Source organism: Methylobacterium sp. UNC378MF (assembly GCF_900103195.1).
In the GTDB taxonomy this organism is placed as follows: Bacteria; Pseudomonadota; Alphaproteobacteria; order Rhizobiales; family Beijerinckiaceae; genus Methylobacterium.
In genome coordinates this window covers 124,561-145,488 of record NZ_FMWU01000005.1, presented here as the reverse complement: position 1 = coordinate 145,488, position 20,928 = coordinate 124,561, and the positions used below count along the sequence as shown (strand labels likewise).

Annotated in this window: 21 protein-coding genes and 1 pseudogene; 7 read left to right on the top strand and 15 right to left on the bottom strand. The window is 67.4% G+C overall.

All coding sequences use genetic code 11. From position 1 onward, the window contains the following. Positions 1 to 9: 9 nt before the first annotated feature. From BLT59_RS07025 to BLT59_RS06985, 9 genes are all read right to left on the bottom strand, one after another. Positions 10 to 1,962 carry a PrkA family serine protein kinase gene (locus BLT59_RS07025; protein ID WP_091777873.1) on the bottom strand — a complete coding sequence of 651 codons (1,953 nt, stop codon included), beginning with the start codon at positions 1,960 to 1,962 and terminating at the stop codon, positions 10 to 12. A gap of 218 nt (positions 1,963 to 2,180) precedes the next feature. After that, on the bottom strand, positions 2,181 to 2,624 hold the full coding sequence (locus BLT59_RS07020; protein WP_091777871.1) for an Ig-like domain-containing protein: 444 nt from the start codon (positions 2,622 to 2,624) through the stop codon (positions 2,181 to 2,183). Positions 2,625 to 2,744: 120 nt separating this feature from the next. Further along, positions 2,745 to 3,164, bottom strand: a complete 420-nt coding sequence (locus BLT59_RS07015) for a hypothetical protein (RefSeq protein ID WP_091777869.1) — start codon at positions 3,162 to 3,164, stop codon at positions 2,745 to 2,747. Positions 3,165 to 3,263: 99 nt separating this feature from the next. Next, positions 3,264 to 3,746 carry a MerR family transcriptional regulator gene (locus BLT59_RS07010; protein WP_091778123.1) on the bottom strand — a complete coding sequence of 161 codons (483 nt, stop codon included), beginning with the start codon at positions 3,744 to 3,746 and terminating at the stop codon, positions 3,264 to 3,266. Positions 3,747 to 3,880: 134 nt separating this feature from the next. Further along, positions 3,881 to 4,201, bottom strand: a complete 321-nt coding sequence (locus BLT59_RS07005) for an integration host factor subunit alpha (protein ID WP_091777867.1) — start codon at positions 4,199 to 4,201, stop codon at positions 3,881 to 3,883. Positions 4,202 to 4,368: 167 nt separating this feature from the next. Next, the gene (locus BLT59_RS07000; protein ID WP_091777865.1) at positions 4,369 to 5,385 is read right to left on the bottom strand and encodes a beta-ketoacyl-ACP synthase III; all 1,017 of its coding nucleotides are present in this window, start codon (positions 5,383 to 5,385) and stop codon (positions 4,369 to 4,371) included. Between the two features lie 107 nt (positions 5,386 to 5,492). Continuing rightward, positions 5,493 to 6,527 (bottom strand): phosphate acyltransferase PlsX, encoded by a 1,035-nt coding sequence (plsX, locus tag BLT59_RS06995; protein ID WP_091777863.1) that lies wholly within the window; start codon positions 6,525 to 6,527, stop codon positions 5,493 to 5,495. Between the two features lie 401 nt (positions 6,528 to 6,928). Then, positions 6,929 to 7,444, bottom strand: coding sequence for a YceD family protein (locus BLT59_RS06990; RefSeq protein WP_091777861.1), 516 nt, complete (start codon positions 7,442 to 7,444; stop codon positions 6,929 to 6,931). Continuing rightward, positions 7,441 to 8,010 (bottom strand): ubiquinol-cytochrome C chaperone family protein, encoded by a 570-nt coding sequence (locus BLT59_RS06985; protein ID WP_091777859.1) that lies wholly within the window; start codon positions 8,008 to 8,010, stop codon positions 7,441 to 7,443. The genes BLT59_RS06990 and BLT59_RS06985 overlap by 4 nt, the downstream gene beginning before the upstream one ends. Positions 8,011 to 8,165: 155 nt before the next feature. Between BLT59_RS06985 and bamE the strand changes: the two genes are divergently transcribed. Beyond that, positions 8,166 to 8,663: an outer membrane protein assembly factor BamE gene (gene bamE, locus BLT59_RS06980; protein ID WP_091777857.1), complete on the top strand. Its 498-nt coding sequence runs from the start codon at positions 8,166 to 8,168 to the stop codon at positions 8,661 to 8,663. On the opposite strand, the gene BLT59_RS06975 is transcribed toward bamE, so the two are convergent. The 4 genes and pseudogenes from BLT59_RS06975 to BLT59_RS31750 all read right to left on the bottom strand — a co-directional run. Then, positions 8,600 to 9,319 (bottom strand): HAD hydrolase-like protein, encoded by a 720-nt coding sequence (locus tag BLT59_RS06975; protein ID WP_091777855.1) that lies wholly within the window; start codon positions 9,317 to 9,319, stop codon positions 8,600 to 8,602. The two genes, bamE and BLT59_RS06975, sit on opposite strands and share 64 nt — an antisense overlap. Before the next feature lies 1 nt (position 9,320). After that, positions 9,321 to 11,234, bottom strand: a complete 1,914-nt coding sequence (locus BLT59_RS06970) for a PAS domain S-box protein (RefSeq protein ID WP_091777853.1) — start codon at positions 11,232 to 11,234, stop codon at positions 9,321 to 9,323. 104 nt (positions 11,235 to 11,338) lie between these two features. Continuing rightward, the gene (locus BLT59_RS06965) at positions 11,339 to 12,430 is read right to left on the bottom strand and encodes an alkene reductase (RefSeq protein WP_091777851.1); all 1,092 of its coding nucleotides are present in this window, start codon (positions 12,428 to 12,430) and stop codon (positions 11,339 to 11,341) included. Positions 12,431 to 12,612: 182 nt separating this feature from the next. Beyond that, positions 12,613 to 12,791 (bottom strand): annotated as a pseudogene (locus tag BLT59_RS31750) (IS5/IS1182 family transposase); the annotation flags it as partial. 70 nt (positions 12,792 to 12,861) lie between these two features. Between BLT59_RS31750 and BLT59_RS06955 the strand changes: the two are divergent. Further along, positions 12,862 to 13,506 (top strand): SGNH/GDSL hydrolase family protein, encoded by a 645-nt coding sequence (locus BLT59_RS06955; RefSeq protein WP_091777848.1) that lies wholly within the window; start codon positions 12,862 to 12,864, stop codon positions 13,504 to 13,506. Between the two features lie 216 nt (positions 13,507 to 13,722). On the opposite strand, the gene BLT59_RS30585 is transcribed toward BLT59_RS06955, so the two are convergent. Beyond that, complete coding sequence (locus tag BLT59_RS30585; protein ID WP_139174008.1) at positions 13,723 to 14,019, bottom strand: hypothetical protein; 297 nt, start codon at positions 14,017 to 14,019, stop codon at positions 13,723 to 13,725. A 47-nt stretch (positions 14,020 to 14,066) separates the two neighbouring features. On the opposite strand from BLT59_RS30585, the gene BLT59_RS06950 reads away from it, so the two are divergent. The 3 genes from BLT59_RS06950 to BLT59_RS06940 all read left to right on the top strand — a co-directional run bounded on the left by BLT59_RS06950 (position 14,067) and on the right by BLT59_RS06940 (position 18,128). Beyond that, positions 14,067 to 15,848, top strand: a complete 1,782-nt coding sequence (locus BLT59_RS06950; RefSeq protein WP_091778121.1) for an adenylate/guanylate cyclase domain-containing protein — start codon at positions 14,067 to 14,069, stop codon at positions 15,846 to 15,848. Between the two features lie 38 nt (positions 15,849 to 15,886). Further along, positions 15,887 to 16,696 carry a phosphatase PAP2 family protein gene (locus BLT59_RS06945; protein ID WP_091777846.1) on the top strand — a complete coding sequence of 270 codons (810 nt, stop codon included), beginning with the start codon at positions 15,887 to 15,889 and terminating at the stop codon, positions 16,694 to 16,696. 280 nt (positions 16,697 to 16,976) lie between these two features. Then, the gene (locus tag BLT59_RS06940; protein WP_244513890.1) at positions 16,977 to 18,128 is read left to right on the top strand and encodes a S8 family serine peptidase; all 1,152 of its coding nucleotides are present in this window, start codon (positions 16,977 to 16,979) and stop codon (positions 18,126 to 18,128) included. A 176-nt stretch (positions 18,129 to 18,304) separates the two neighbouring features. On the opposite strand, the gene BLT59_RS06935 is transcribed toward BLT59_RS06940, so the two are convergent. Then, complete coding sequence (locus BLT59_RS06935; protein ID WP_139174005.1) at positions 18,305 to 19,021, bottom strand: helix-turn-helix transcriptional regulator; 717 nt, start codon at positions 19,019 to 19,021, stop codon at positions 18,305 to 18,307. 465 nt (positions 19,022 to 19,486) lie between these two features. Here BLT59_RS06935 and BLT59_RS06930 point away from each other — a divergent pair, with 465 nt between their 5' ends. After that, complete coding sequence (locus BLT59_RS06930) at positions 19,487 to 20,203, top strand: Crp/Fnr family transcriptional regulator (protein WP_139174003.1); 717 nt, start codon at positions 19,487 to 19,489, stop codon at positions 20,201 to 20,203. A 218-nt stretch (positions 20,204 to 20,421) separates the two neighbouring features. Continuing rightward, the gene (locus tag BLT59_RS30580) at positions 20,422 to 20,556 is read left to right on the top strand and encodes a DUF1127 domain-containing protein (protein ID WP_139174000.1); all 135 of its coding nucleotides are present in this window, start codon (positions 20,422 to 20,424) and stop codon (positions 20,554 to 20,556) included. Positions 20,557 to 20,928 lie beyond the last annotated feature (372 nt).

Below are 20,928 nucleotides of genomic sequence, written 5' to 3'. Positions count from 1 at the left end.
CCCGGCGCCTCAGCCGGCCTGTTTCACTCGCATGTACCATTCCACCAGGCGGCGGACCTGCCGCTCGGTGTAGCCGCGCGCGACCATGCGCTCGACGAACTCGCCGTGCTTCTTCTCGGTGTCGCCGTCCTTCTTGGAGCCGAAGGAGATCACCGGCAGCAATTCCTCCACCTGGGAGAACATCCGCCGCTCGATCACCTCGCGCAGCTTCTCGTAGCTGGTCCAGCTCGGGTTGCGGCCACCGTGCTGGGCCCGGGAGCGCAGGGCGAACTTCACAACCTCGTTGCGGAAATCCTTCGGGTTGGCGATACCCGCCGGCTTCTCGATCTTGGTCAGCTCCTGGTTCAGGAGTTCGCGGTTCATGAGCTGGCCGGTCTCGGCATCCTTGAAGTCCTGGTCCTCGATCCAGGCATCGGCATAGTCGATGTACCGGTCGAACAGGTTCTGTCCGTAATCGTGGTACGATTCGAGGTAGGCCTTCTGGATCTCGTGGCCGATGAACTCCGCATAGCGCGGAGCCAGCTCGGTCTTGATGAATTCCAGGTACTTCTTCTCGGTCTCCGGCGGGAGCTGCTCGCGCTTGAGCGCCTGCTCCAGAACGTACATCAGGTGCACCGGGTCGGCCGAGACCTCGGTGGTGTCGTGGTTGAAGGTCGCGGCGAGCACCTTGAAGGCGAAGCGGGTCGAGATCCCGTCCATGCCCTCGTCGACGCCGGCCGTATCCTTGTACTCCTGCATCGAGCGGGCGCGGGGATCGACCTCGCGCAAGCTTTCGCCGTCATAGACCCGCATCTTCGAGAAGACGTTGGAATTGGCGTGCTCGCGCAGGCGCGACAGCACCGAGAAGCGGGCCAGCATCTCCAGCGTGCCGGGCGCGCAGGCCGCGTCCGACAGTTCCGAGCCGGAGATCAGCTTCTCGTAGATCCGCTGCTCCTCGGTGACGCGCAGACAGTACGGGACCTTGATCACGTAGATCCGGTCGATGAAGGCCTCGTTGTTCTTGTTGGTCTTGAAGGTCTGCCACTCGGCCTCGTTCGAGTGGGCCAGGATCACGCCGGTGAACGGGATCGCGCCGATATTCTCGGTGCCGACGTAGTTGCCCTCCTGCGTCGCGGTGAGCAGGGGATGCAGCATCTTGATCGGCGCCTTGAACATCTCGACGAATTCGAGGATGCCCTGGTTCGCCCGGTTCAGGCCGCCCGAGTACGAGTAGGCGTCGGGATCGGCCTGCGACAGGGTCTCCAGGCGGCGGATGTCGACCTTGCCGACCAGCGAGGAGATGTCCTGGTTGTTCTCGTCGCCCGGCTCGGTCTTGGCGATCGCGATCTGGCGCAGGCGCGAGGGCCGGACCTTGATCACCTTGAAGCGCGAGATGTCGCCGTTGAACTCGTCGAGGCGCTTCAGCGCCCACGGGCTCATCAGGCCGGTGAGGCGCCGGCGCGGGATGCCGTAGCGGCGCTGAATCTCCTCGCCCATCGTCTCGGGGTCGAACAGGCCCAGCGGGCTCTCGAAAACCGGCGAGACCTCGTCCCCGGCCTTGAGGACGTAGACGGGGTGAACCTCCATCAGCAGCTTCAGCCGCTCGGCCAGCGACGACTTACCGCCGCCCACCGGGCCGAGCAGGTAGAGGATCTGCTTGCGCTCCTCCAACCCTTGAGCGGCGTGGCGGAAGAACGAGACGATCCGCTCGATCGTCTCCTCCATCCCGTAGAACTCGCGGAAGGCCGGGTAGGTGCGGATCGTCCGGTTCATGAAGATCCGGCCGAGGCGCGAATCCTTGGCGGTGTCCACGAATTCGGGCTCGCCGATTGCCGCGAGGATCCGCTCGGCGGCCGAGGCGTACATCAGCGGTTCGTCGCGACAGGCATCGAGATACTCGGAGAGCGTCATCTCCGTGTCGCGGCGGGCCTCGTAGCCTCGGGCGAAGCTCTGGAAAAGGTCGTTCGTCGCATGCATGGGCATTCGATAACCCTCTCAGACCGTGACAGCTTCATCCTGTCTCGGCTCGGATGCAACCGACAGGCCCGCTTTTGTCGCAGTGCGGCGAGCATGGCGCCCGGCATGTCGATTGCTTGCAACACTCCCGAGCGCTGAAGGCGGCACGGGCGAGACTCCGTGCCGCGCCCGAACGGCTGCCCGGGCCTCAGAACTAAGCAGACACCGCGTGGCCCGGCCCCTGCTCACAAATCGGTACCCTCTTTCTTGCCCTCGTCTCCCGATTTGGCGCCGGCCGCCCCGACCGTGATCTTGACGGTGTGCGTCTGGACTTGTCCGTCGGAGCTCTTGACCTCGAACGTCACCTCGTCGGTGCCGGTGAAGCCGCTGTTGGGCTGATAGAACAGCGCCTGGACGGCGGCCTCCTTGTTGGGGCAGCGATAGCTCGCCGGCGTCTTCAGCTTGCCAACCTTGGTGATCACCGATCCGTTCTTCGGCGATCCGGAGACCTTGAACTCGGGCATCGGCCCAGGAGAACAATCCTTCTTGAGATTCGGCGCGATCTCGAGCCGCACCGTCTTGCCGGGCGCCACCGTCTTGGTTCGGCTGGCCGGTGCCTGGGCCAGTGCCGGCGCGGCGAGGGCCATACTCCCGGCGATCAGCGCGGCGAACGGACGAAGGGCAATCATGGCAGCGTCTCTCCAGTGCCGACCCGGGACCAGCCTTCGGACGCGCGTCCGGAAGCCCCGTTCATCGGTGGAGACCATGTGGGGACGCCCTGCACGGGCGTCGAGGGCCCAAGCGGCGGCTTAATTCTGGAGCGCGGCCGCGACGATCCCGGTGATGCGCGCGATCTGCGCCCCGTCGAATTCGCCGGCCAGGGCGGCGGCGAGCCGCGCCTCGACCCGCGCCCGCTCCCCGGCATCGGCGATCGGAATGGTGGGTATCTCGTCCTCCGCCAGACGGCAGACCCGGCGGATCGTCTCGGCGGCGGCCAGGAGTTTCTCCCGATCGGTGGGACCCATCTCCCAGAGTGGATTGCGCAAGCGGCTGATCACCCGCTTGGCGTCGCGGTACTCCCGGTCGACGCTGGTGGCCGCCTCGATCTGGCTGACGAGGAACATCAGTTCCAAGACTTCGGAGGCCGCCTCCGGGCAGGAGCGGACGATCCGCATGATGCGGGCCATCAGTTCCTGGCTGGGTGTCAGCTTGGATTTGGGCGCGGCCATGCGGGCGACAACGCGGGTTGTTGCCGGAAAGTTCGCTCGCCGCGCTGAGCGCAAGACCAGGTATGGCCACAGGACCGAGCCCGCGGGCCCTGTCGGGTGTCAGATGCCCGCGGCGACACCGTGCAGCCCGTCGAGCAGGGCGCGGCAGGCCTGAAGCTCCTCCAGAGCCTCCGCCAGGGACGCCCGGTCCGAGTTCCCGAGCGCGCCGCTTCCACCTCCCGCCTCGACCTCCTGGACCATGGGCGCGGCCGCTACGGCCTCGCCGCGCCCCACGGCCTGGACGAAGCGGACGCCGTTCTCCTTGAGCACCCGTTGCGCCCCCGCGATGGTGTAGCGCCGCACGTGGAGAAGATGGCGGATGCCGGCGACGAGTTCGACGTCCTGGGGCCGATAGTAGCGCCGCCCCCCGGCCCGCTTCACGGGGCGGATCTGGCCGAACCGGCTCTCCCAGAACCGCAGCACGTGCTGGGGCACGTCGAGTTCCTCGGCCACCTCGCTGATCGTGCGGAACGCATGCGCACTCTTCTCGCCGGCTCCGCCCGAGGGTTCGACGGTCTCTTCGGCGGCGAGGGGTGCGGGCATGGCGGTCTTGCTGATCGGCACGGGATGGCCCGATCTTGCCGGGTCACAGGGCCGCACTCAAGCCTGATGGCTGCAGGAATCCGGCGGCGTTCCGGGACGCGGCGCCGGAAACGCCGCGCGGCGCCTCTCCCCGCTCAATCGTCGTCGTGCGCGCCGGCGCCGTTCAGACCGTTGATCTTGGCCTTGAGCACGTTGGAGGGCTTGAACACCATCACCTGCCGCGGCTCGATCGCCACCTCGACCCCGGTTTTGGGATTGCGGCCGACACGCTTGCCCTTGCTGCGCACAACGAAGGAGCCGAACGAGGACAGCTTTACCGTCTCGCCGCTCGCCAGGCAGGCGCAGATCTCCGACAGCACAGTCTCGACGAGGGCTGCCGACTCGGTCCGCGACAGGCCCACCTGATGGTAGACGGCCTCGCTCAAGTCGGCGCGCGTCACCGTCTTGCCTGCCATGCCGTGTCCCCTCGCCCGCATCGTTCGCCCCATCACGCATGGCGCGGTCCAGACGGCCGCGCCAAACGCTCAAGGCGTATCCCTATGATCCGGCACGCTAATCGGCGCTCTGCCCATGGTCAACCACGCCGGGGCAGCGAATTGTTTCAGGTGCGCCGCCGGCGGCGTTACCAGCGGATGAGCGCCGCCCCCCAGCTGAAGCCGCCGCCGATCGCCTCGATCATCACGAGGTCGCCCGCCTGGATTCGGCCGTCCCGCCGCGCCACGTCGAGCGCCAGGGGAATCGAGGCCGCCGAGGTGTTGCCGTGGCGGTCCACCGTCAGGACGATCTTGTCCCGGGCGATCCCGAGCTTGTCGGCGGATGCCTCGATGATGCGGCGGTTCGCTTGGTGCGGCACGAACCAGTCGAGGTCCTCCGCGGTCGTGCCGGCCTGCTCGAACGCCTCGACGATCACGTCGGTGACTTGTCCGACGGCGAACCGGAACACGTCGCGTCCCTCCATGCGCAGGCGCCCGGTGGTGCCGGTGGAGCCGGGGCCGCCGTCAACGTAGAGCTTCTCCCGGTGGCGGCCGTCCGAGCGCAGGCTCGTGCTGAGGACGCCGCGGCCCTCCGCCGCCTCCTGCGCCTCCTGCGCCTCCAGCACGATGGCGCCCGCCCCGTCGCCGAAGAGGACGCAGGTGGTGCGGTCCTCCCAATCGACAATCCGCGAGAAGGTCTCGGCGCCGACCACCAGCGCCCGGCGGGCGGCCCCGGTGGTCAGGAACTTGTCGGCGGTCGAGACCGCGAAGACGAAGCCGGCGCAAACCGCCTGGAGGTCGAAGGCCGCCCCCTGGTGGATGCCCAGCCCCGCCTGGATCTGGGTCGCGGTCGACGGGAATGTGTGGTCCGGCGTCGAGGTGGCGCAGATGACGAGGTCGATGTCGTCCGCCGTCAGCCCCGCGTCCTGCAGAGCGGCGCGAGCGGCCTGCGTGCCGAGCACCGACGTGGTCTCGCTCTCGTCCGCGATGTGCCGCTGGCGGATACCGGTGCGCTGGACGATCCATTCGTCGGAGGTGTCGACCCGCTCGGCGAGGGCGGCGTTCGTCACCACCCGCGCGGGCAGGCTCGACCCGGTCCCGACCACCACCGAGCGCAGCTTCGGGGCGCGCCGGGACTGCTCGGGATCTGTGCGGAGGGTTGCCATCTGTGTCCTTCCCGGACGGTAGCGGCTTCACAATTCTCAGGTGTGATGCCGCGACCGTCCGATTTCCATCCCGTCCGGTGACGGGCTCTCAAGCCAGCACCGGCCGTTCAGGCCGGCGCCAGCGCCGCGGTCTGGTCGAGCATCTCGCGGATCGTGCGGATCATGTCGTGACGCGCCATGTCGTGCGCCAGATCGATCGCCGCAGCGAAGCCCTGCGCGTTCTCCGAACCGTGGCTCTTGATGACGATGCCCTCCAGGCCGAGGAACACGCCGCCATTGGCCCGGCTCGGATTCATCTTGTCCTTCAGCGCCCGGAAGGCTTGCCGGGCGAACAGGGCTCCGATCTTGGCCGCCAGCGTCCGGGTCATGGCGGCGCGGAGATACGTGCCGATCTGCTTGGCGGTACCCTCGGCGGTCTTGAGGGCTATGTTGCCGGTGAACCCCTCGGTCACCACCACGTCCACCGTGCCGCGCCCGAGATCCGTGCCCTCGACGAAGCCGTGATAGGTGAGGCCCGGACTCTCCATCTCGCGCAGGATCCGGGCGGCCTCCTTGACCGCCTCGTTGCCCTTCATCTCCTCGGTGCCGACGTTGAGCAGGCCGACGGTGGGACGCTCGAGGTCGAACACAATGCGCGCCATGGCCGAGCCCATCACGGCCATCTCGACCAAGTGCTCGGCATCCGTGCCGATGGTAGCGCCGACGTCGAGCACGATGCTCTCGCCGCGCACGGTCGGCCACAGGCAGGCGATCGCCGGGCGCTCGATGCCCGACATGGTCTTGAGGCAGATCTTCGACATCGCCATCAGGGCGCCGGTATTGCCGGCCGATACGCAAGCATCGGCCTGGCCATCGCGGACGGCCTGAATCGCCTGCCACATGGATGACTTGCCCCGGCCCTGGCGCACCGCCTGGCTCGGCTTGTCGTCCATGGCGACGGACACGCTGGTGTGGCGGATCTCGACGGCGTCCTTGAGCCGGGGCTCCTTGGCGACGAGCGGCGCGATCACGGCCTCGTCGCCGAACATCAGGAAGGTGGTCTCGGGATGGCGCTCGCGGGCCAGCGCCGCTCCGGGCACGACCGTAGTGGGCCCGTGGTCGCCGCCCATGGCGTCGAGCGAGATGCACACGCGTTGGGACATATCGGTAGCGGGTCGCGGGTCTCAGCGGGGGGATATGGCGGGGCAGGGTCCGTCAAGCGCGGCGGACCATAGCGATACCGGCCCGGCGGGCAAATGAATTCGGGCGCTGCGCGGTTCCGTTCTCCGACCGGGAAGCAGCCCCAGCAAGGTGTTTGGCAGAATGCGCCGCGCGATCACGTCCCGTTTGACCCGGGACGCGCCGAGTCCCGGACGCCTGGAACGCAGTGGCGGGCGGTCCGGGATCCAGCACACAGGCCGGCCGCATCAGCAGCACAGGTTGCTTCATCGGGACGCTTCGCGACCGCCTGCGCTTGGATCCCGGGTCGCCCTCTGCTGGCGTTCCATGCGCCCGGGAAAGCGACAGCCTGCTCGATCCGCTCGACACCGCGAACGAGCCGGGCCTACGCCTCCCCGTCACGGATCCGGCGCAGCTTATCGAACGGCCCCGAATCGTCGCCTGCTACCACCGGCTCGAAGGTGATGCCGGGCTTGCGCGGGTAGGGATCGAGACCGAGCGCCAGGAATTCGGCGGTGAGCGCACCGAAATCGATGCGGCCGCCGACCAGCGGGTCGGGGATATCGGCATCCTCGGCATCGGTACCGGCGAGCTGGTCGGTATCGGTGAACACCACCTCGACCGGCTCCCGGACCGGCGCCTCGAAGGGTTCGAGACTGACGGTGCAGACCTGCGTCACCAGGGCCTCCACGGTGCCGGTCACGGTGAGGCGGCTGGTCGGCCCCTCGATGGCGAAGCGCCCGACCAGATCGCGAATCCCAGGGATGCCGAAATCGGCGGCCAGCGCCGCGCACTCGGCCGGGCTCGCCTCCACGGTGACGGCGCCGCGCCCCTGGGGCAGTCGCTCGACACTGACCCAGCGCGCGAGGGGAAAGCCGTCCGGGCTGGTGTGGCGGGTCATGGGTTTCCTCCATCTCCAGCATGGTCCGATATCGGCGCGAAGCCGTCCGGCTCCGGGAAGGGCGGACCGGACCCGAGCAGCCCGTCGAGATCGGCCCCGGCGAGGGCGGCATCGGCGGCTTGCACGTAGGCGGAGAGTGCGCGCCCGTCACCCTCGCCGCCCAGCACGTTGCGGACGAGAACGGCGCGCAGCGCCGCCGTATCGCCGGCCTCCAGGGCGACATCGTAGCCCTCGGCCCGACCATAGAAGGCTGCACCGAGCTTCTTCATCCGCTTAGACACGCCCATGTCGCCGACGCCCAGTTCGCGCAAGGACGCGTCGAGCTGGGTGAACACCGAATTCACGAGATCCTGCGCCACCTCGGCGGCGGGTGCCGGCAGCCGGTTCAGCCGGCGCAGGACCAGGATGGCGTGCAGGCACAGGGATTCGAACCGGCCCTCGACGGTGTCGGGCACGCCAAGGCGCGTGTAGAGGCCCGGCCGGCGTGCGGCCTGGCTCAGGGCCAGGTGCAGCCCTTCGACGGCGCGGCGGCGTGCGCGCGCGCGCCGGAACAACCCGGCGATCATCGGTGCCGAACCCCGGCCATCTGTGGCCAAGCTTGCCTTGTCAAAGCCATAACCCCGCGGTACGGCAACCCACGCCCAGGGCGCAAGCGCCGTCGGAGCCCCGTGTCGGCGGCGACGGTTGCGCCCCGTCCGTCAACACGCTCTCTGGGGGCCCGATGCGGCGCCGTTTCGTCCAGTCCTTCGCGCGCCTCGCCCTGCTCGGCCTTGCGGCAACCGGTCTGTCCGGCTGCATCGGCGAGGAGCTGCGTCACGGCTATCAGGTCGATCAGGCGGCACTCGCCACGATCAAGCCCGGCATGAGCCCCGAGCAGGTGCTGCAGATCCTCGGCACGCCCTCGACCGTGTCCACCGTGGGGAACAAGTCCTGGTACTACATCTCGCAGAACACCCGCCGCACGATCATGTTCCTGGGTGAGCAGGTCGAGGACCAGAAGGTGACGGCGGTCTATTTCTCGTCCGCCTTCAAGGTCGAGCGGGTGGCGCTCTACGGCCTGCAGGACGGCCGGATCTTCGACTTCATCGAGCGCACGACGCCGACGAGCGGCGCCGACCGCGCCTTCCTGAGCCAGCTGTTCCGCGGCCTGACCCGCTACGAGCCATTCGGCAGCGGCAGCGGCACCAGCGTCGTGCCGGGCGCAAATCGCGGCCTGTGATCGGCCGCGCCCGCCACGAGGCGGGCGATCTCCCCGGGCTCCGAAAACAGGTGCTCGGGGCCGAGGGACGCGAGGGCCTGCGGGTCGGTGTAGCCCCAGGCCACGGCCCCGAACGGACAGCCGACGGCGCGCGCCGCCTCGAGGTCGCGGATCTCGTCGCCGATGCAGAGAGCCCGGCCCGGCGGCACGCCGGTCCGCGCGAGCAGGGCCCGCAACCGACGCGCCTTCCCGAAGATCGAGGCTCCGCAGGCATAGGCGCCGATGCGGGCGGCGTTGTCCGGCCCGAGCACCCGCCGCACCGTCTCGGCGCGGTTCGACGACAGGATCGCCAGCGGGACGCCTCCCTCCGCGATCGCGGCCAGCATCGCCGGGATACCGGGAAACAGGGCGATCTGCGCGGCGTCGCGCGCGGCCAGCATGTGCATGTGGCGGGCGATGAGCGGTAGCTTCCAGCGCGGGATGCCGAGATGGGCGACGATCGCCCGCGCGCCCTGAAGCCGCAGTTCCTCCACCTCGTGGGCTTCGACCCGGCGGAAACGGTAGCGGTCGGCGACGCCGTTCAGCACCGAGCAGAACCACGCGAAGCTGTCGGCCAGCGTACCGTCGAAATCGAGGACGACGAGCCCTGGTCTGGGCGCGCCCGGCGGCCGGGCCATGTCAGGTCCGCAGGTTCTCGAGCGGGACGCTGAGCCGCATCAGGAGACCACCCGGCGCCCAATCGTGCTCCAGCACGCCGTCGAGCTGGCCGGCAACGCTGCGCTCCGCCAGCACCGTGCCGAAGCCCTTCCGGGACGGCGCGCCGGTGACCTGCGGGCCCCCCTCCTCTCGCCAGGTCAGCGTGTAGCGGTCCGCCTCCCGGATCCCGCTCAGCGAGACGCCGCCCGCGCGCGTCGAGAGGCCGCCATACTTGACCGCGTTGGTAGCCTGCTCGTGCATGATCAGCGCGAGGGCCGTGGCGGTGCGCTCGCCGATCTCGGCATCGTCGCCGCTGATCATCACGCGCGAGCGGCCGTCCTCCTCGTAGGCGGCCATGATCAGGCGCATCAGCCCGAGCACCGTCTGGCCGGCGACCGGCGGGGCGCTGTCGGGAGAATGGGGACGGACATATTCGTGGGCCCGGGCCAGCGCCCCGAGCCGCTCGCGGAACGCCGCCACGAACGGCTTGGCCGCGGGATCGCTCCGGGCGGTCAGGGCGGCGAGGCCGCCCACCACCGCGAAGATGTTCTTGATCCGGTGCGACAGCTCGCGGATCAGCAGGTCGCGGGCCTCCTCGGCGCGCTTGGCCTCGCGCAGGTCGCGGGTCACGGTGGCGTAGCCGATCTCCGCCCCGGTCGGGTCGCGCACCGGGAAGATGTTGTAGAGCACCGACACGGGCTCGCCGGTGACGAAGTGCCGGAAGGCGAGTTCCCCCTCCCAGAACCCCTCCCGACGTACCGCCGGCATCACGGTCTCGGCCAGCACCCGCCGGCTATCGTCGGTGAAGAAATCGTGAACCTTGCATGCGCACGCGGCTGCGAGATCGGGCAAGCCGACCAGGGTCAGCGCCGCCTCGTTGAGATGCGTGATCGCGCCCTCGAGGGTGGAGAGTCCGATGAAATCCTTGGAGGTCTCGACGATCACCGCGAGCTTGCGGGCCTCGGCCTCGGCGCGCTTCAGATCGTCGATGTCGGTACAGGTCCCGAACCAGCGCTCGATTCGCCCCTCGGCGTCCCGGATCGGCATGGCGCGCCCGAGGGTCCAGCGATAGTCGCCGCTGTGATGGCGCAGGCGATACTCGATTTCGTACGGCTCGCCGGTCGCGAGGCAATGGCGCCAGCGCGTCCAGGCCCGCTCCTGGTCCTCGGGATGGAACATCCCGTTCCAGCCCTCGCCGTCGGTGGAGCCGTAAGGGACGCCGGTGAACTCGTACCAGCGGTCGTTGTAATAGTCGTGGAAACCGTCCGGCCGGGTGGTCCAGACCATCTGGGGCATTGCGGCGGTCATCACGCGGAAGCGGCGCTCGCTCGCAGCGAGTTCGGCCTCGCGTGCGGCGACCTTCGCCAGCGTCCGGCGATGCTCCAGCAGGCTCGAGATCTGCCGCGCCAGCGCCAGTAGCGTCGCTGTTTGCTCCGGATCGAGCCCGTCGGGCCGCGGGACGCGGTCCAGCACGCACAACGCGCCGAGCGGGATGCCGTAGCTGCCCCGGATCACCGCGCCCGCGTAGAAGCGGAAGGCCGGCGCCCCGGTCACCAGGGGATTTTCCGTGGTCCGCGGATCTGCCGTCAGATCCGGGATGATGAGCAGATCGCCGGCCTCGATCGTGTGGGCGCAGACCGAGCAGGTGATCGGTAGCTCGCGTTTGCCGAGGCCCACCTCCGACTTGAACCATTGCCGCTCGGCATCCACCAGGCTGACCAGCGCGACTGGCGCTCGGCAGACATAGGCGGCGACCCGCACGAGATCGTCGTAGAGCGGCTCCGGCTCGGAATCGAGGATCGCGAGGTCGCGCAGTTCCGCGATCCGGTCCGCGGCGCTCCAGCGCCCGTCGGTCGGTCCGGCTTCCGCGAGCGCGTGAGGTGCAGGCACATCCATGGTCCTGCCCTCACATAGGCGCGCGACGGTCCGCTGCCTAGGGACCGCCACGCTTTGCCGCCGCGCCTGTCCGGAGCGCGGCGGCAAAACCTGGCCGCCGCGCCTCAGGCGGCGCGGGACTCGGTCAGGGTCGGGTAGTCGATGTAACCCTTCGGGCCCTGGCTGTACCAAGTCGCAGCGTCGTCCTTGTTGAGCGGCGCCCCCTTGGCGATCCGCTCGACAAGGTCCGGATTGGCGATGAAGGTCCGGCCGAACGCGATCGCGTCGGCCTCGCCGGCATCCAGCACCTTCTGGCCGCTGATCCCGTCGTAATCGGCGTTCAGGATCATCGGGTTGCGGAACACGCGCCGCATCGCCGGCGCGATCGGCGGGTGATCGGCCTTGCCGAAGGTGCCGTTCGGTCCCGGCTCGCGCATCTCGAGGAAGGCGATCCCGGCATCGGCGAGCGCCTGGGCGGCAGCCACGAACAGCGGCTCCGGATTCGAATCGTTGCAGCCCTGGATCGCGCCGTTCGGCGAGAGACGCACGCCGGTGCGCTCCGGCCCGACGACCTTGGCCACCGCCTCGGTCACCTCGCGCAGCAGCCGCACGCGGTTCTCGATGGAGCCGCCGTACTGGTCGGTGCGATGGTTGGTGCCGTCGCGGAGAAACTCGTCGATCAGGTAGCCGTTCGCCGCATGGATCTGCACGCCGTCGAAGCCGGCCGCCACGGCATTGGCGGTGGCCCGCTCGTAATCGGCGAGCAGCCGCGGGATCTCGGACACCTCGAGGGCGCGCGCCTCGCCGTAGGGCTTCTTGCCGGAATAGGTGTGGGCCTGGTCGGGCGCCGTGGTGGCGGAGGACGAGACCGGCTTGGCGCCGCCGAGGAAATCCGGATGGACCAGCCGGCCCATGTGCCAGATCTGGCAGACGATCTTGCCGCCCCGGTCGTGCACCGCCTTCACGATCGGTCGCCACGCATCGACCTGGGCGTCGGACCAGATGCCCGGCGCGTAGGGCCAGCCGAGCCCCTCCTGGCTGATGCCGGTCGCCTCGGTGAGGATCAGGCCGGCGCCGGCGCGCTGGGCGTAATACTCGGCCATGATCGGGGTCGGAACGTGCTCTCGGGTGCCGCGGCCGCGAGTGAGCGGGGCCATGAAGATCCGGTTCTTCGCCTCGATGGCGCCGATGCGGATCGGGTCGAGCAGGGACGGCATGGGTTACCTCGTGCAGGTGCGGCGCAGGCCGCGTCCGGTTTTATTCCGGCGCCGAGGTGGCGCTGCGGCACCGCGATGCCAAGGTGCTGCGCCGCGGGACTGACCGGCGCGTGCGGGGGCGCACACAGCGAGCCGCGCAGGGCCGCACACCTTCTCGAAGAGCGCACAGGCGACGATCGACACTGGGCTGAGACGAGCGCGGCCTCCGGGTCTTTCCACAGGCGTCGGTTGCGGCTGATCCAGGCGAAGAACCGGTCAACGCCCCCCGACCTGGATGCACGGCAAGGCCGACCTGATCGAGCGGCTTGCGCGCGCTCTCGAGGGCGATGATCGTGGCGGCCTCCGGCCCGTCACCAGCGTAGCGGCCCCTCAACCCCGCACAGGACGCCTGCCGGACGCGCTCTGAGACAGACATTTCAGGTGAGGCATCAATGGCGCACGTCGTTCTCCTCGGCGACTCCGTCTTCGACAATGCGGCCTATGTCGGCGTGGGGCCCGAGGTCGTGCAGCAGCTTCGCTCGGCGCTGCCCGACCCATGGCAGGCGACGCGCCTCGCCGTCGATGGGAACGTCACGGCGGATGTCCGCCGTCAACTTGGAGGCATCCCACCCAACACCACCCACCTTGTGGTGAGTGTCGGGGGCAACGATGCGCTGCGTGCGTCCGGTGTGCTCGAACGGACCGTCCGTTCGGTGGCCGACGCCCTGGGCCTTCTGGCCGAGGTGCGGGAGCGCTTCCAGGCCGAGTACGCGGCCATGCTGGATGCGGTCCGGTCGGTGGCACGGCCAACGGCCCTCTGCACGATCTACGATCCGCGCTACCCGGATCCGCAGCGCAGGCTCCTGGCGAGCACGGCGCTCACCTTGCTCAACGACGTCATCACGCGCGAGGCTTTCGCCCGCGGCCTCGACATCCTTGATCTGCGTGTTCTCTGCAGCGAGAACGCCGACTTTGCCAATCCGATCGAGCCATCGGTACAGGGCGGGCGCAAGATCGCCGAAGCCATCCGCGCCTTCGTTGAAGCGCAACCCGAGCAGCGCGACAGCAGGGTTTTTGCCCGCGTGCGACAGGGATGAGGCAGTCTTGTCCGACGCAATTCACCGGCTCGAGGGGCGATCCGCACGCCCTCGGTCGCGCCGCGTCGGGCTGGTATCGGCCGAAGAGGCCGGATGGGGCTGTACGTGGCCCAGACCGGGCGCACGGGGCGAGCACCCCGTAGGCGCAGGCCGACCGCGATCAGCCTGGGTCGATAGCTCCACTGGCGAGGAGACGGAAGCGCCGGCCAGCGTCACTCAGGCGCTGTGCTTGTCGATCAGGTCGGCGGCCACGCGGATATACGGAGTATCAGGACCGGCCAGCTTCGTCAGATTGCCCGTATTGTCGAAGACGACCGGCAGGCGCCCGCTTTTCAGAATCTTGGTCAGTTCGGCGATCCTGTCGGGAGGTCTGGATGCAGTCTTCCACAGTCGCGCTGCAAATCGACTGGCAAGCCCAACTCTGTTCCTGAGTTCCGATGGAGAAGTCCTGATCAGGAGGCTGCTCCCCAGGTACGCCCCACCATGATAAGGAACCATACTGCCGCGATGCACGGCTTCATCGGGATCGCTCGTTACGGATGGACGATCAGGAGCCACGGATGGCGGATACGCGGGCGCCAGCCGAGGAAATCGTCCGCAGCACCCTCGCGATCCTGGCGGCCGACGTGGTGGGCTACTCGCGACTGACCGAGATCGCCGAAGAGGACACGCACACGCGGCTGCGCGCGCTCAGGGTTCGCACGATCGACCCCTGTGTCGTCTCTTTCCGTGGCCACATCGTCAAGAACACCGGCGATGGCTTGATCGCGTCCTTCGACTCGCCGCTCGACGCGGTTGCGTGCGCGCTACATCTGCAGGACGAGGTCGCCGCCACTGAGCGCGCCCAGTCGAGCGAGCGCAAGATCAGGTTCCGGATCGGCGTCAACGTCGCCTCCACGATCATCGATTCCGGCGACGTGTTCGGCCGCGGCGTCAATATTGCGGCGCGCTTGCAGGAAATGGCGCCGCCGGACGGCATCATCATCTCCAAGCCCGTCTTCGACTCGATCGCGCCACGCGCGAAGATCAAGGCGGTCGATCTCGGTCCGGTCCACCTCAAAAACATGGCGATACCGGTGCGGGCTTATTCGGTGCTGGGGAGCCAGCCCGAATCCGATCCAGCGGCGCGACCGCTGCGTCGGCGGAAGGCCAAGGTCCCCTCGATCGCGGTGCTGCCCTTCCATACCGATGGGAAGGCCATCGGCTCGGACTACATCGGGATGGGGCTGGCCAACGACCTCATCGTGGCGCTGCAAAGCGTGCGCGGGTTGCTGGTCATCGCGCGTAGCTCCACCCTGCCGTATCAGGGCCGCAGCATCGACCGCCGGCGGGTCAGCCGCGAACTGGGCGTGCGCTACGTGCTCAGCGGGTCCGTGGCGGTGAACAGGGCGAAGCTGCGGATCAACGCCAGCCTCGCCGATCAGGAGACCGGTGCGGTCATCTGGGCCGACCGTTACGACGGATCGACCTCCGACATCTTCGCAATGCAGAGCCGCATCGCCACTCGCATCTTGTGGAGCATCGCCCCCCATGTCCGCGAGGCCGAGCTGAAGCGCGCGCTTCGTAAGCGCTCCGAGAACCGGAACGCCTACGAGCTCGTGCTGCAGGCTGTCGACGCGATGTACCTCATGCGCAGTCCTGAGTTTCCGAAAGCCCGTGAACTTCTGCAGGACGCCATGCGGGCCGACGAGACCTACGCGACGTCCTTCGCGTACGCCGCTCTGTGGCACATCCACAACGTGGCGCAGGGCTGGGCCACGGACGTAGCCTCCGAGGCCGAGGAGGCGACACGCCTCGCGGTCGCCGCTGTCGAGCGCGACCCGGCAGACGGGTTCGCGCTCGCAGTCCACGGTCACACCCAGGCGCTCTTCTTCCGCGAATACGACAAGGCGATGCTGATCTTCGAGCGCGCCCTTGAAGCCTCGCCCGGCAACGCGATGGCCTGGACCCTCAGTAGTGGCGTTTACGGCTATGTCGGACAGGGAGACGCGGCCGTCAGCCGTGCGGAGCAAGGGCTGCGCCTCTCTCCGGTCGACGTGCAATCCTATTTTTACCTTATGTTCCTGGGACAGGCACATTATCTTAATAAGAACTACGAAGAGGCGCTCGTATGGTCCCAGAGGACCTACACCCTTAATCAAAGGCTCAGCGCAAACCTGAGAATACTTGCGGCGACGCTGGTTGCCCTAGATCGAATTCCGGAAGCCAAGCGCGTCGCGCACGCAATCCTCTCAGTTCAGCCAGATTTCCGCCTGAAAGCTTATTCCGCCAGGTGCCCCTTTTCACGAATGCTGTTAGAAGAATTTATAGACAGGCTGGAGAGGGCCGGGCTGCCGCAATAGGGCCGGAGTCTGCGCCATGGCGGATCGGGGAGCGGGCGATGGGAGGCAACTGGTTCGACGCGCTGGGCGGCAACTGGAATAGTCCGATGGGCGGCAATTGGGCGGACACCGCGACGTCTCCCGGTCCGCAGGTCTTCGCCATGCGCGCCGACCATCCGCTCGCGGAGATCCCGGTTCCGGCCAATCTCACCGCCACCTTTCGGGCCTCCGATTGGGATCCTGACCTGCTCGCGCTCGCCATCATGCCGCAATTCATGAAGGCAAAGGTGGGCACCAAGACCTGGGATGCCGCGATTGCGCTGCCGGGGCCGGCCGCCATCACCCAGGCGATGATCGACGATCTGTTGATTCTGGCGATCACCGAGCGTCCGGACGCACTCTCGGAGATCGTCCAGCAGAACCAAAACTTCCAGACCTCCTGGCTGCAGTTGCTGAACATCAGCAGGGCCTCGCATCCGCAGACCTATTTGCTGATGAAGCTGATCGCGCGTTGCGGCGAGCTGGCGATGATGATGCTGAAGCTGCGCAACCCAACACGGCCGCGGCCATCCCAGGTCTGCCCGATGCTCTACCCGCCGGTTCCGGTGCCGGGTCACGCCTCCTATCCGGCCGGTCACGCTCTGATCGGGAGCTTTACCTCCGCCTGCCTGGCGGAACTTGTTCCGGCCCACGCCCAGGCCCTGGAGGCGCTGGCCGCGCGAGTTGGCTTCAACCGCGTCATTGCGGGCCTGCACTTCCGTCAGGACGTCGATGTCGGCCTCCAGGTGGGCCAGCAGCTGAAGCCCTTCATCAAGCAGTGCCAGCTCTACAAGGACACGCTGGTGGCGGCGCAGGCGGAATGGGTCTGACCATGCACCGCCGAGGCGGACATCGCTTCGGCAGCGCCTGATCGCGCGGCGAAGAATGGAGGCGTCCGTGGCGCGCAATGTACCGCAATCCGGATTCCGTCGCGTTCTCTGGGAAAGGCCGCGCGACCCGTCCCTGGTGCGGACCGCCGAAAGTCTGTCCGCGCGCGAGGCACCCAACCGCTGGCTCAGCGCGCATCGGGTCCCGGATGGGGTGAAGCTCGACGGTGATTTCGGGGCGATCCCGATCGGCGCGGGAGCGTCCGCGCGGGAGATCCCTCCCATGGCCTTCGACTCACGCCGGTCGGATCGGTTCCTGGTGCGTGCCACCATCCCCGTGCCTGCCTCCGGAGAGATTCCCGCCACGCTCGATGGGGGTGCGATCTATTCAGATGCCGAGATCGGTACGACCCTGACCTGCGGCAGCAGCCGGGCGGCCGGAACCGCGGCGGATGTGCGGACGCGGCTCGACACGGGCGTGCTCGCCCGGAACGGCCTCGACGGCACGGGCGTGGCGATCGCCATCGTGGATGTTGGGATCTCCCTGGCGCGGCTGAGCGCGCGGCTCGGCACGCCGCCGCTCCTCAACGCCGACCAGTCCTGGTCGCCCCCGGCCATCGTCTCCGTACCCGGCATGCACCGGGTCGGGCACGGGACGATGTGCGCCTTTGACGCGCTGATTGCGGCGCCGAAGGCCACCCTGCTGGACATCCCGGCCCTCACCGCCCGCGCGGCTGGCGATCACACGGCTGCGGGGACGGTTGGAGCGGCCATCCAGGCCTACTGGTTCCTGATCACTCGCTGGGTGCTCGACGGGCCGCCCGCCGGGCACGACGCGCTCGTCGTGAGCAACAGCTGGGGCATCTACCACCCGAGCCTCGACTTTCCTGAAGGTCATCCCGGCCGCTACGTCGACAACCCGAACCATCCGTTCCGGTCCTTCGTGCGCGCCCTGACGCTCGCCGGAATCGACGTCGTGTTCGCGGGCTCGAATTGTGGGCCCGAATGCCCAGCAGCTCCCTGCCTCAAGCGGGCGACGGGTGCGATCATGGGGGGCAATGCCTATCCGGAGGTGCTCACCCTTGCCGCCTGCACGGTCGCTGGGGAGCGGCTCGGCTATTCCGCCAAGGGACCGTCGATCGCCGGGATGATGCCGCAGAAACCGGACCTGACGGCCTACAGCCATTTCCTGGGCTCGCTCAGCCGGAGCCGGTTCGTGCCCGATGGGGGAACCTCAGCGGCCTGCGCGGTCGCGGCCGGCTGTGTCGCAGCGCTTCGTACGGGCGCGAAGCCGACGGCCACCACGGCCGCGTCGATGGTGCAGACCCTGCGCGCGACCGCCCTGCAATCCGGACCTGCAGGATGGAACGCCGAGTTCGGCTACGGCGTCCTGCGGCCCGTCGAAGCCGGCCGCAGCCTGGGGCTGATCCCTTGATGCCCATGGCCGCGGGCCGGGCATGAGAACTCTGCCGCAGCGAATGACATGCGTGACTGATCCGTCTCACACCATCGGATACTGGGCACAGCTGTTCCCATGGCCGGTTGGCCGACATCTGGGAGGCTTCGAGCACCACCGCGGCCTGAACCCGTCGGGATCCGGGTCGATGCAAATTAAACGGCCTGCCCCATGATCGTTCGCGGGCAGAGCAGGAGGAGTCGTATCAAGGACGCTTGACGGCATGTCTCCGTCTTATCGAACATGCTGCGCAGGTGAGCGCGTGCCGTGTTCAGCGTGATCCCTCGATGGATCGCACAGGCGGCTAGGTCGTTTCCGGCGAGCATCTCGAGGGCGAGCGCGGCTTCGGTGTGGGTGAATCCGAACTGTGCCCGCAGCGCACTCTCACTCGGCAGCAGAGCAGTCGCAGGATTGATCAGTCGCAGAAGCACAGATGTCTCTAATTTCGAATTGTTCTTGAACGGAATTGCGCTCGCTGCGATCAGCAACGTACTGCAGTCGGACACGAGACGAAGCGAGCCACCGCAATTCTTGACTGCACAGTCGTCGATCATCTTGCGGAGCGCCATGCTGCCGCTCGACGAATTCGCACGCAAATATCCGTCTAGAAGGCGCAAATGAGCGCCGTCCAGAATCTGTTTGGCAGCGGCATTGAGGAACAGCGCCCGCCCACACTTGTCGACAACCGCCAACCCCTCCTCGAACTGATCAACGAAGGTGCGAAGCGCGCCCTCGACAGCGTCCGGGTTTGGAGATCCGTATTGGCGACCGCTGGCCATGCCTTTCCAATTCGAGAAGGCGTGGGCCGGATCCTTGAGCGCCGGCGAAGACAGGTCGGGCCTGAAAGGCTTCTGGTCTGGGGCAGTTTGCATGAGCAGCCTCTCATCAGGCTTAGGGCGAAGCACCTCGTGGGAGCGGAGATTGTAAAGTTGATCGGCTCGCAGCACGTGTGACGGTCATCACACGTGTAGAGGCCGCGGCATCGTCCGGGATCCGCACACTCTGCGCCTTACCGCGAGCGACATCGCGGACGCCTCGACAGCGGCGCGCGTCGATCGCCGCTCGACGACGCCGTCGCCCGGAGCATCAGATCATCGACCGATTCTCCGGGCATTCCGATCCGAGCGGGCTATCAGGTCCCAGCGTGCGAGATATCCTTTTACAGAATTCACCCGCCGCGCTATCGTGTGCATGCCGCTCACGAACCACGAATACGGTATCTTTCATCAGCGGCATGCATTGGATGCGGCGGAATATGCGAGATCCTGAACGCTACGGATTTTCGCCGCGCAGCGATTCGATGCTGTGCTTCAGGAAAGCGAGCAGGAGCCCGGCGCGTGCGGTCCGGTAAAGCCGGCTCGATTGTCGATAAGCGTGCCATGCTGTCGCGGCACAAGCTGTTCTGGGATGCTCCGCAAGCGGTCCTCGACCGGCTCGCACTCCGCGCGCAGCCTCTCACATTCCGCTGCGGTCAGCGCATCTTCTGTCGGGGAGACGAGAGCCATGGGCTGCTTGCTGTCGTCAGCGGTCACGTCCGAATCTCGGCGCCCGGTCCAGAGGGCCGGTCGGAACTGGTGATGAATCTCATTGGCCCGGACGAGGTTTTCGGTGAGATCGCTTTGCTCGATGACGGGCCCCGGACGGCGGACGCGATCGCGGCGACCCGCTGTTGCCTGCTGCTGCTCGAACGGCGCGACCTGCTTCCTCTTTTCGATGACTTCCCCGTTCTGGCAGTCCGATTGCTCGCAATCCTGAGCGGACGACTGCGCCGGACAAGCCAGCAATTAACGGATCAAGCCTTCGCAGGCGCAGAACAGCGTCTGGCCAAGGTGCTGATCACGCTGGCTGGTGGCTCGGACCGGGATGGCACTCGTGTCCTGACCACGCAACGCGAACTCGGGCATATGGTCGGTCTCTCGCGAGAGGGCACCAACCGGCATCTCTCAGCTTGGCAGCGGAAGGGTTATATCTCTCTGGTGCCGGGCGCCTGCACGATCTACGACCACAAAGCTTTGCAGAAGATCGCGCAAGGCCATACGGCAAGCGAGATCTGACTCGCATGGCACCCGATTTCCATCTCAGATCGCACAGGATTTTCGCCCTAAGTATTCGCATGCCTTGAGACGCAGGCACGATCCGCGTGTATTCACGTCAGTCTCTTCCAGATCGGTACGCGTCTGTGCCCGCATCGCGGAGCGGATGTGAGGCGTATCACACCTCCCACAACCGGGATCCGATTAGGTAAGTCGCATTCACGACGCGGAGGCCGTCGATGCTGCGCTTCCTGCTGGACCTGCTGGTGGCACAAGCCCGGATTCGGAGCAGTCACCGCATTCTGCTGCAGTTCACCGATCGCGAACTGGAGGATGTCGGCTTATTGCGGATCGACATACCCGACCGACCATGATGATGGCAGCCGCGCCGGCTGCACACCACCAAGGTTCCAGTTCTTGCGGGATTGCGCGCGCTGGGGCGCCGTTCTGATGTCGCAGCAGGATGGCCAAGAGCCTGTGCTGTAGATCCTACGGCGGCGTTTCTGCATTGGGTCCACAAAGGTCGACCGGTTGCCCCAGAACAGCCGATCGCGTGCCGCTCAGCATCGTTCCTTTCAGAACGGAGGCACAAAACGCATGCTGCGCCCGATGTGTCAGGCGAAGACAATCCCTAACCGCCCAGCGGGTTCGTTTGCTAGTTGTTAACCTATCCATCCCCTCCTGCGCGATCACGAAGTCGTGGCTCGAAGTGCAGGTTGATAGTGTTGACGTTCGCTGACCGTTAT

Bases quoted from the DNA above. Each gene is read 5' to 3' on its own strand.
- BLT59_RS07025 (WP_091777873.1), bottom strand. From the start codon at position 1,962: ATGCCCATGCATGCGACGAACGACCTTTTCCAGAGCTTCGCCCGAGGC.
- BLT59_RS07020 (WP_091777871.1), bottom strand. From the start codon at position 2,624: ATGATTGCCCTTCGTCCGTTCGCCGCGCTGATCGCCGGGAGTATGGCC.
- BLT59_RS07015 (WP_091777869.1), bottom strand. From the start codon at position 3,164: ATGGCCGCGCCCAAATCCAAGCTGACACCCAGCCAGGAACTGATGGCC.
- BLT59_RS07010 (WP_091778123.1), bottom strand. From the start codon at position 3,746: ATGCCCGCACCCCTCGCCGCCGAAGAGACCGTCGAACCCTCGGGCGGA.
- BLT59_RS07005 (WP_091777867.1), bottom strand. From the start codon at position 4,201: ATGGCAGGCAAGACGGTGACGCGCGCCGACTTGAGCGAGGCCGTCTAC.
- BLT59_RS07000 (WP_091777865.1), bottom strand. From the start codon at position 5,385: ATGGCAACCCTCCGCACAGATCCCGAGCAGTCCCGGCGCGCCCCGAAG.
- plsX (WP_091777863.1), bottom strand. From the start codon at position 6,527: ATGTCCCAACGCGTGTGCATCTCGCTCGACGCCATGGGCGGCGACCAC.
- BLT59_RS06990 (WP_091777861.1), bottom strand. From the start codon at position 7,444: ATGACCCGCCACACCAGCCCGGACGGCTTTCCCCTCGCGCGCTGGGTC.
- BLT59_RS06985 (WP_091777859.1), bottom strand. From the start codon at position 8,010: ATGATCGCCGGGTTGTTCCGGCGCGCGCGCGCACGCCGCCGCGCCGTC.
- bamE (WP_091777857.1), top strand. From the start codon at position 8,166: ATGCGGCGCCGTTTCGTCCAGTCCTTCGCGCGCCTCGCCCTGCTCGGC.
- BLT59_RS06975 (WP_091777855.1), bottom strand. From the start codon at position 9,319: ATGGCCCGGCCGCCGGGCGCGCCCAGACCAGGGCTCGTCGTCCTCGAT.
- BLT59_RS06970 (WP_091777853.1), bottom strand. From the start codon at position 11,234: ATGGATGTGCCTGCACCTCACGCGCTCGCGGAAGCCGGACCGACCGAC.
- BLT59_RS06965 (WP_091777851.1), bottom strand. From the start codon at position 12,430: ATGCCGTCCCTGCTCGACCCGATCCGCATCGGCGCCATCGAGGCGAAG.
- BLT59_RS06955 (WP_091777848.1), top strand. From the start codon at position 12,862: ATGGCGCACGTCGTTCTCCTCGGCGACTCCGTCTTCGACAATGCGGCC.
- BLT59_RS06950 (WP_091778121.1), top strand. From the start codon at position 14,067: ATGGCGGATACGCGGGCGCCAGCCGAGGAAATCGTCCGCAGCACCCTC.
- BLT59_RS06945 (WP_091777846.1), top strand. From the start codon at position 15,887: ATGGGAGGCAACTGGTTCGACGCGCTGGGCGGCAACTGGAATAGTCCG.
- BLT59_RS06940 (WP_244513890.1), top strand. From the start codon at position 16,977: ATGGCCTTCGACTCACGCCGGTCGGATCGGTTCCTGGTGCGTGCCACC.
- BLT59_RS06935 (WP_139174005.1), bottom strand. From the start codon at position 19,021: ATGCAAACTGCCCCAGACCAGAAGCCTTTCAGGCCCGACCTGTCTTCG.
- BLT59_RS30580 (WP_139174000.1), top strand. From the start codon at position 20,422: ATGCTGCGCTTCCTGCTGGACCTGCTGGTGGCACAAGCCCGGATTCGG.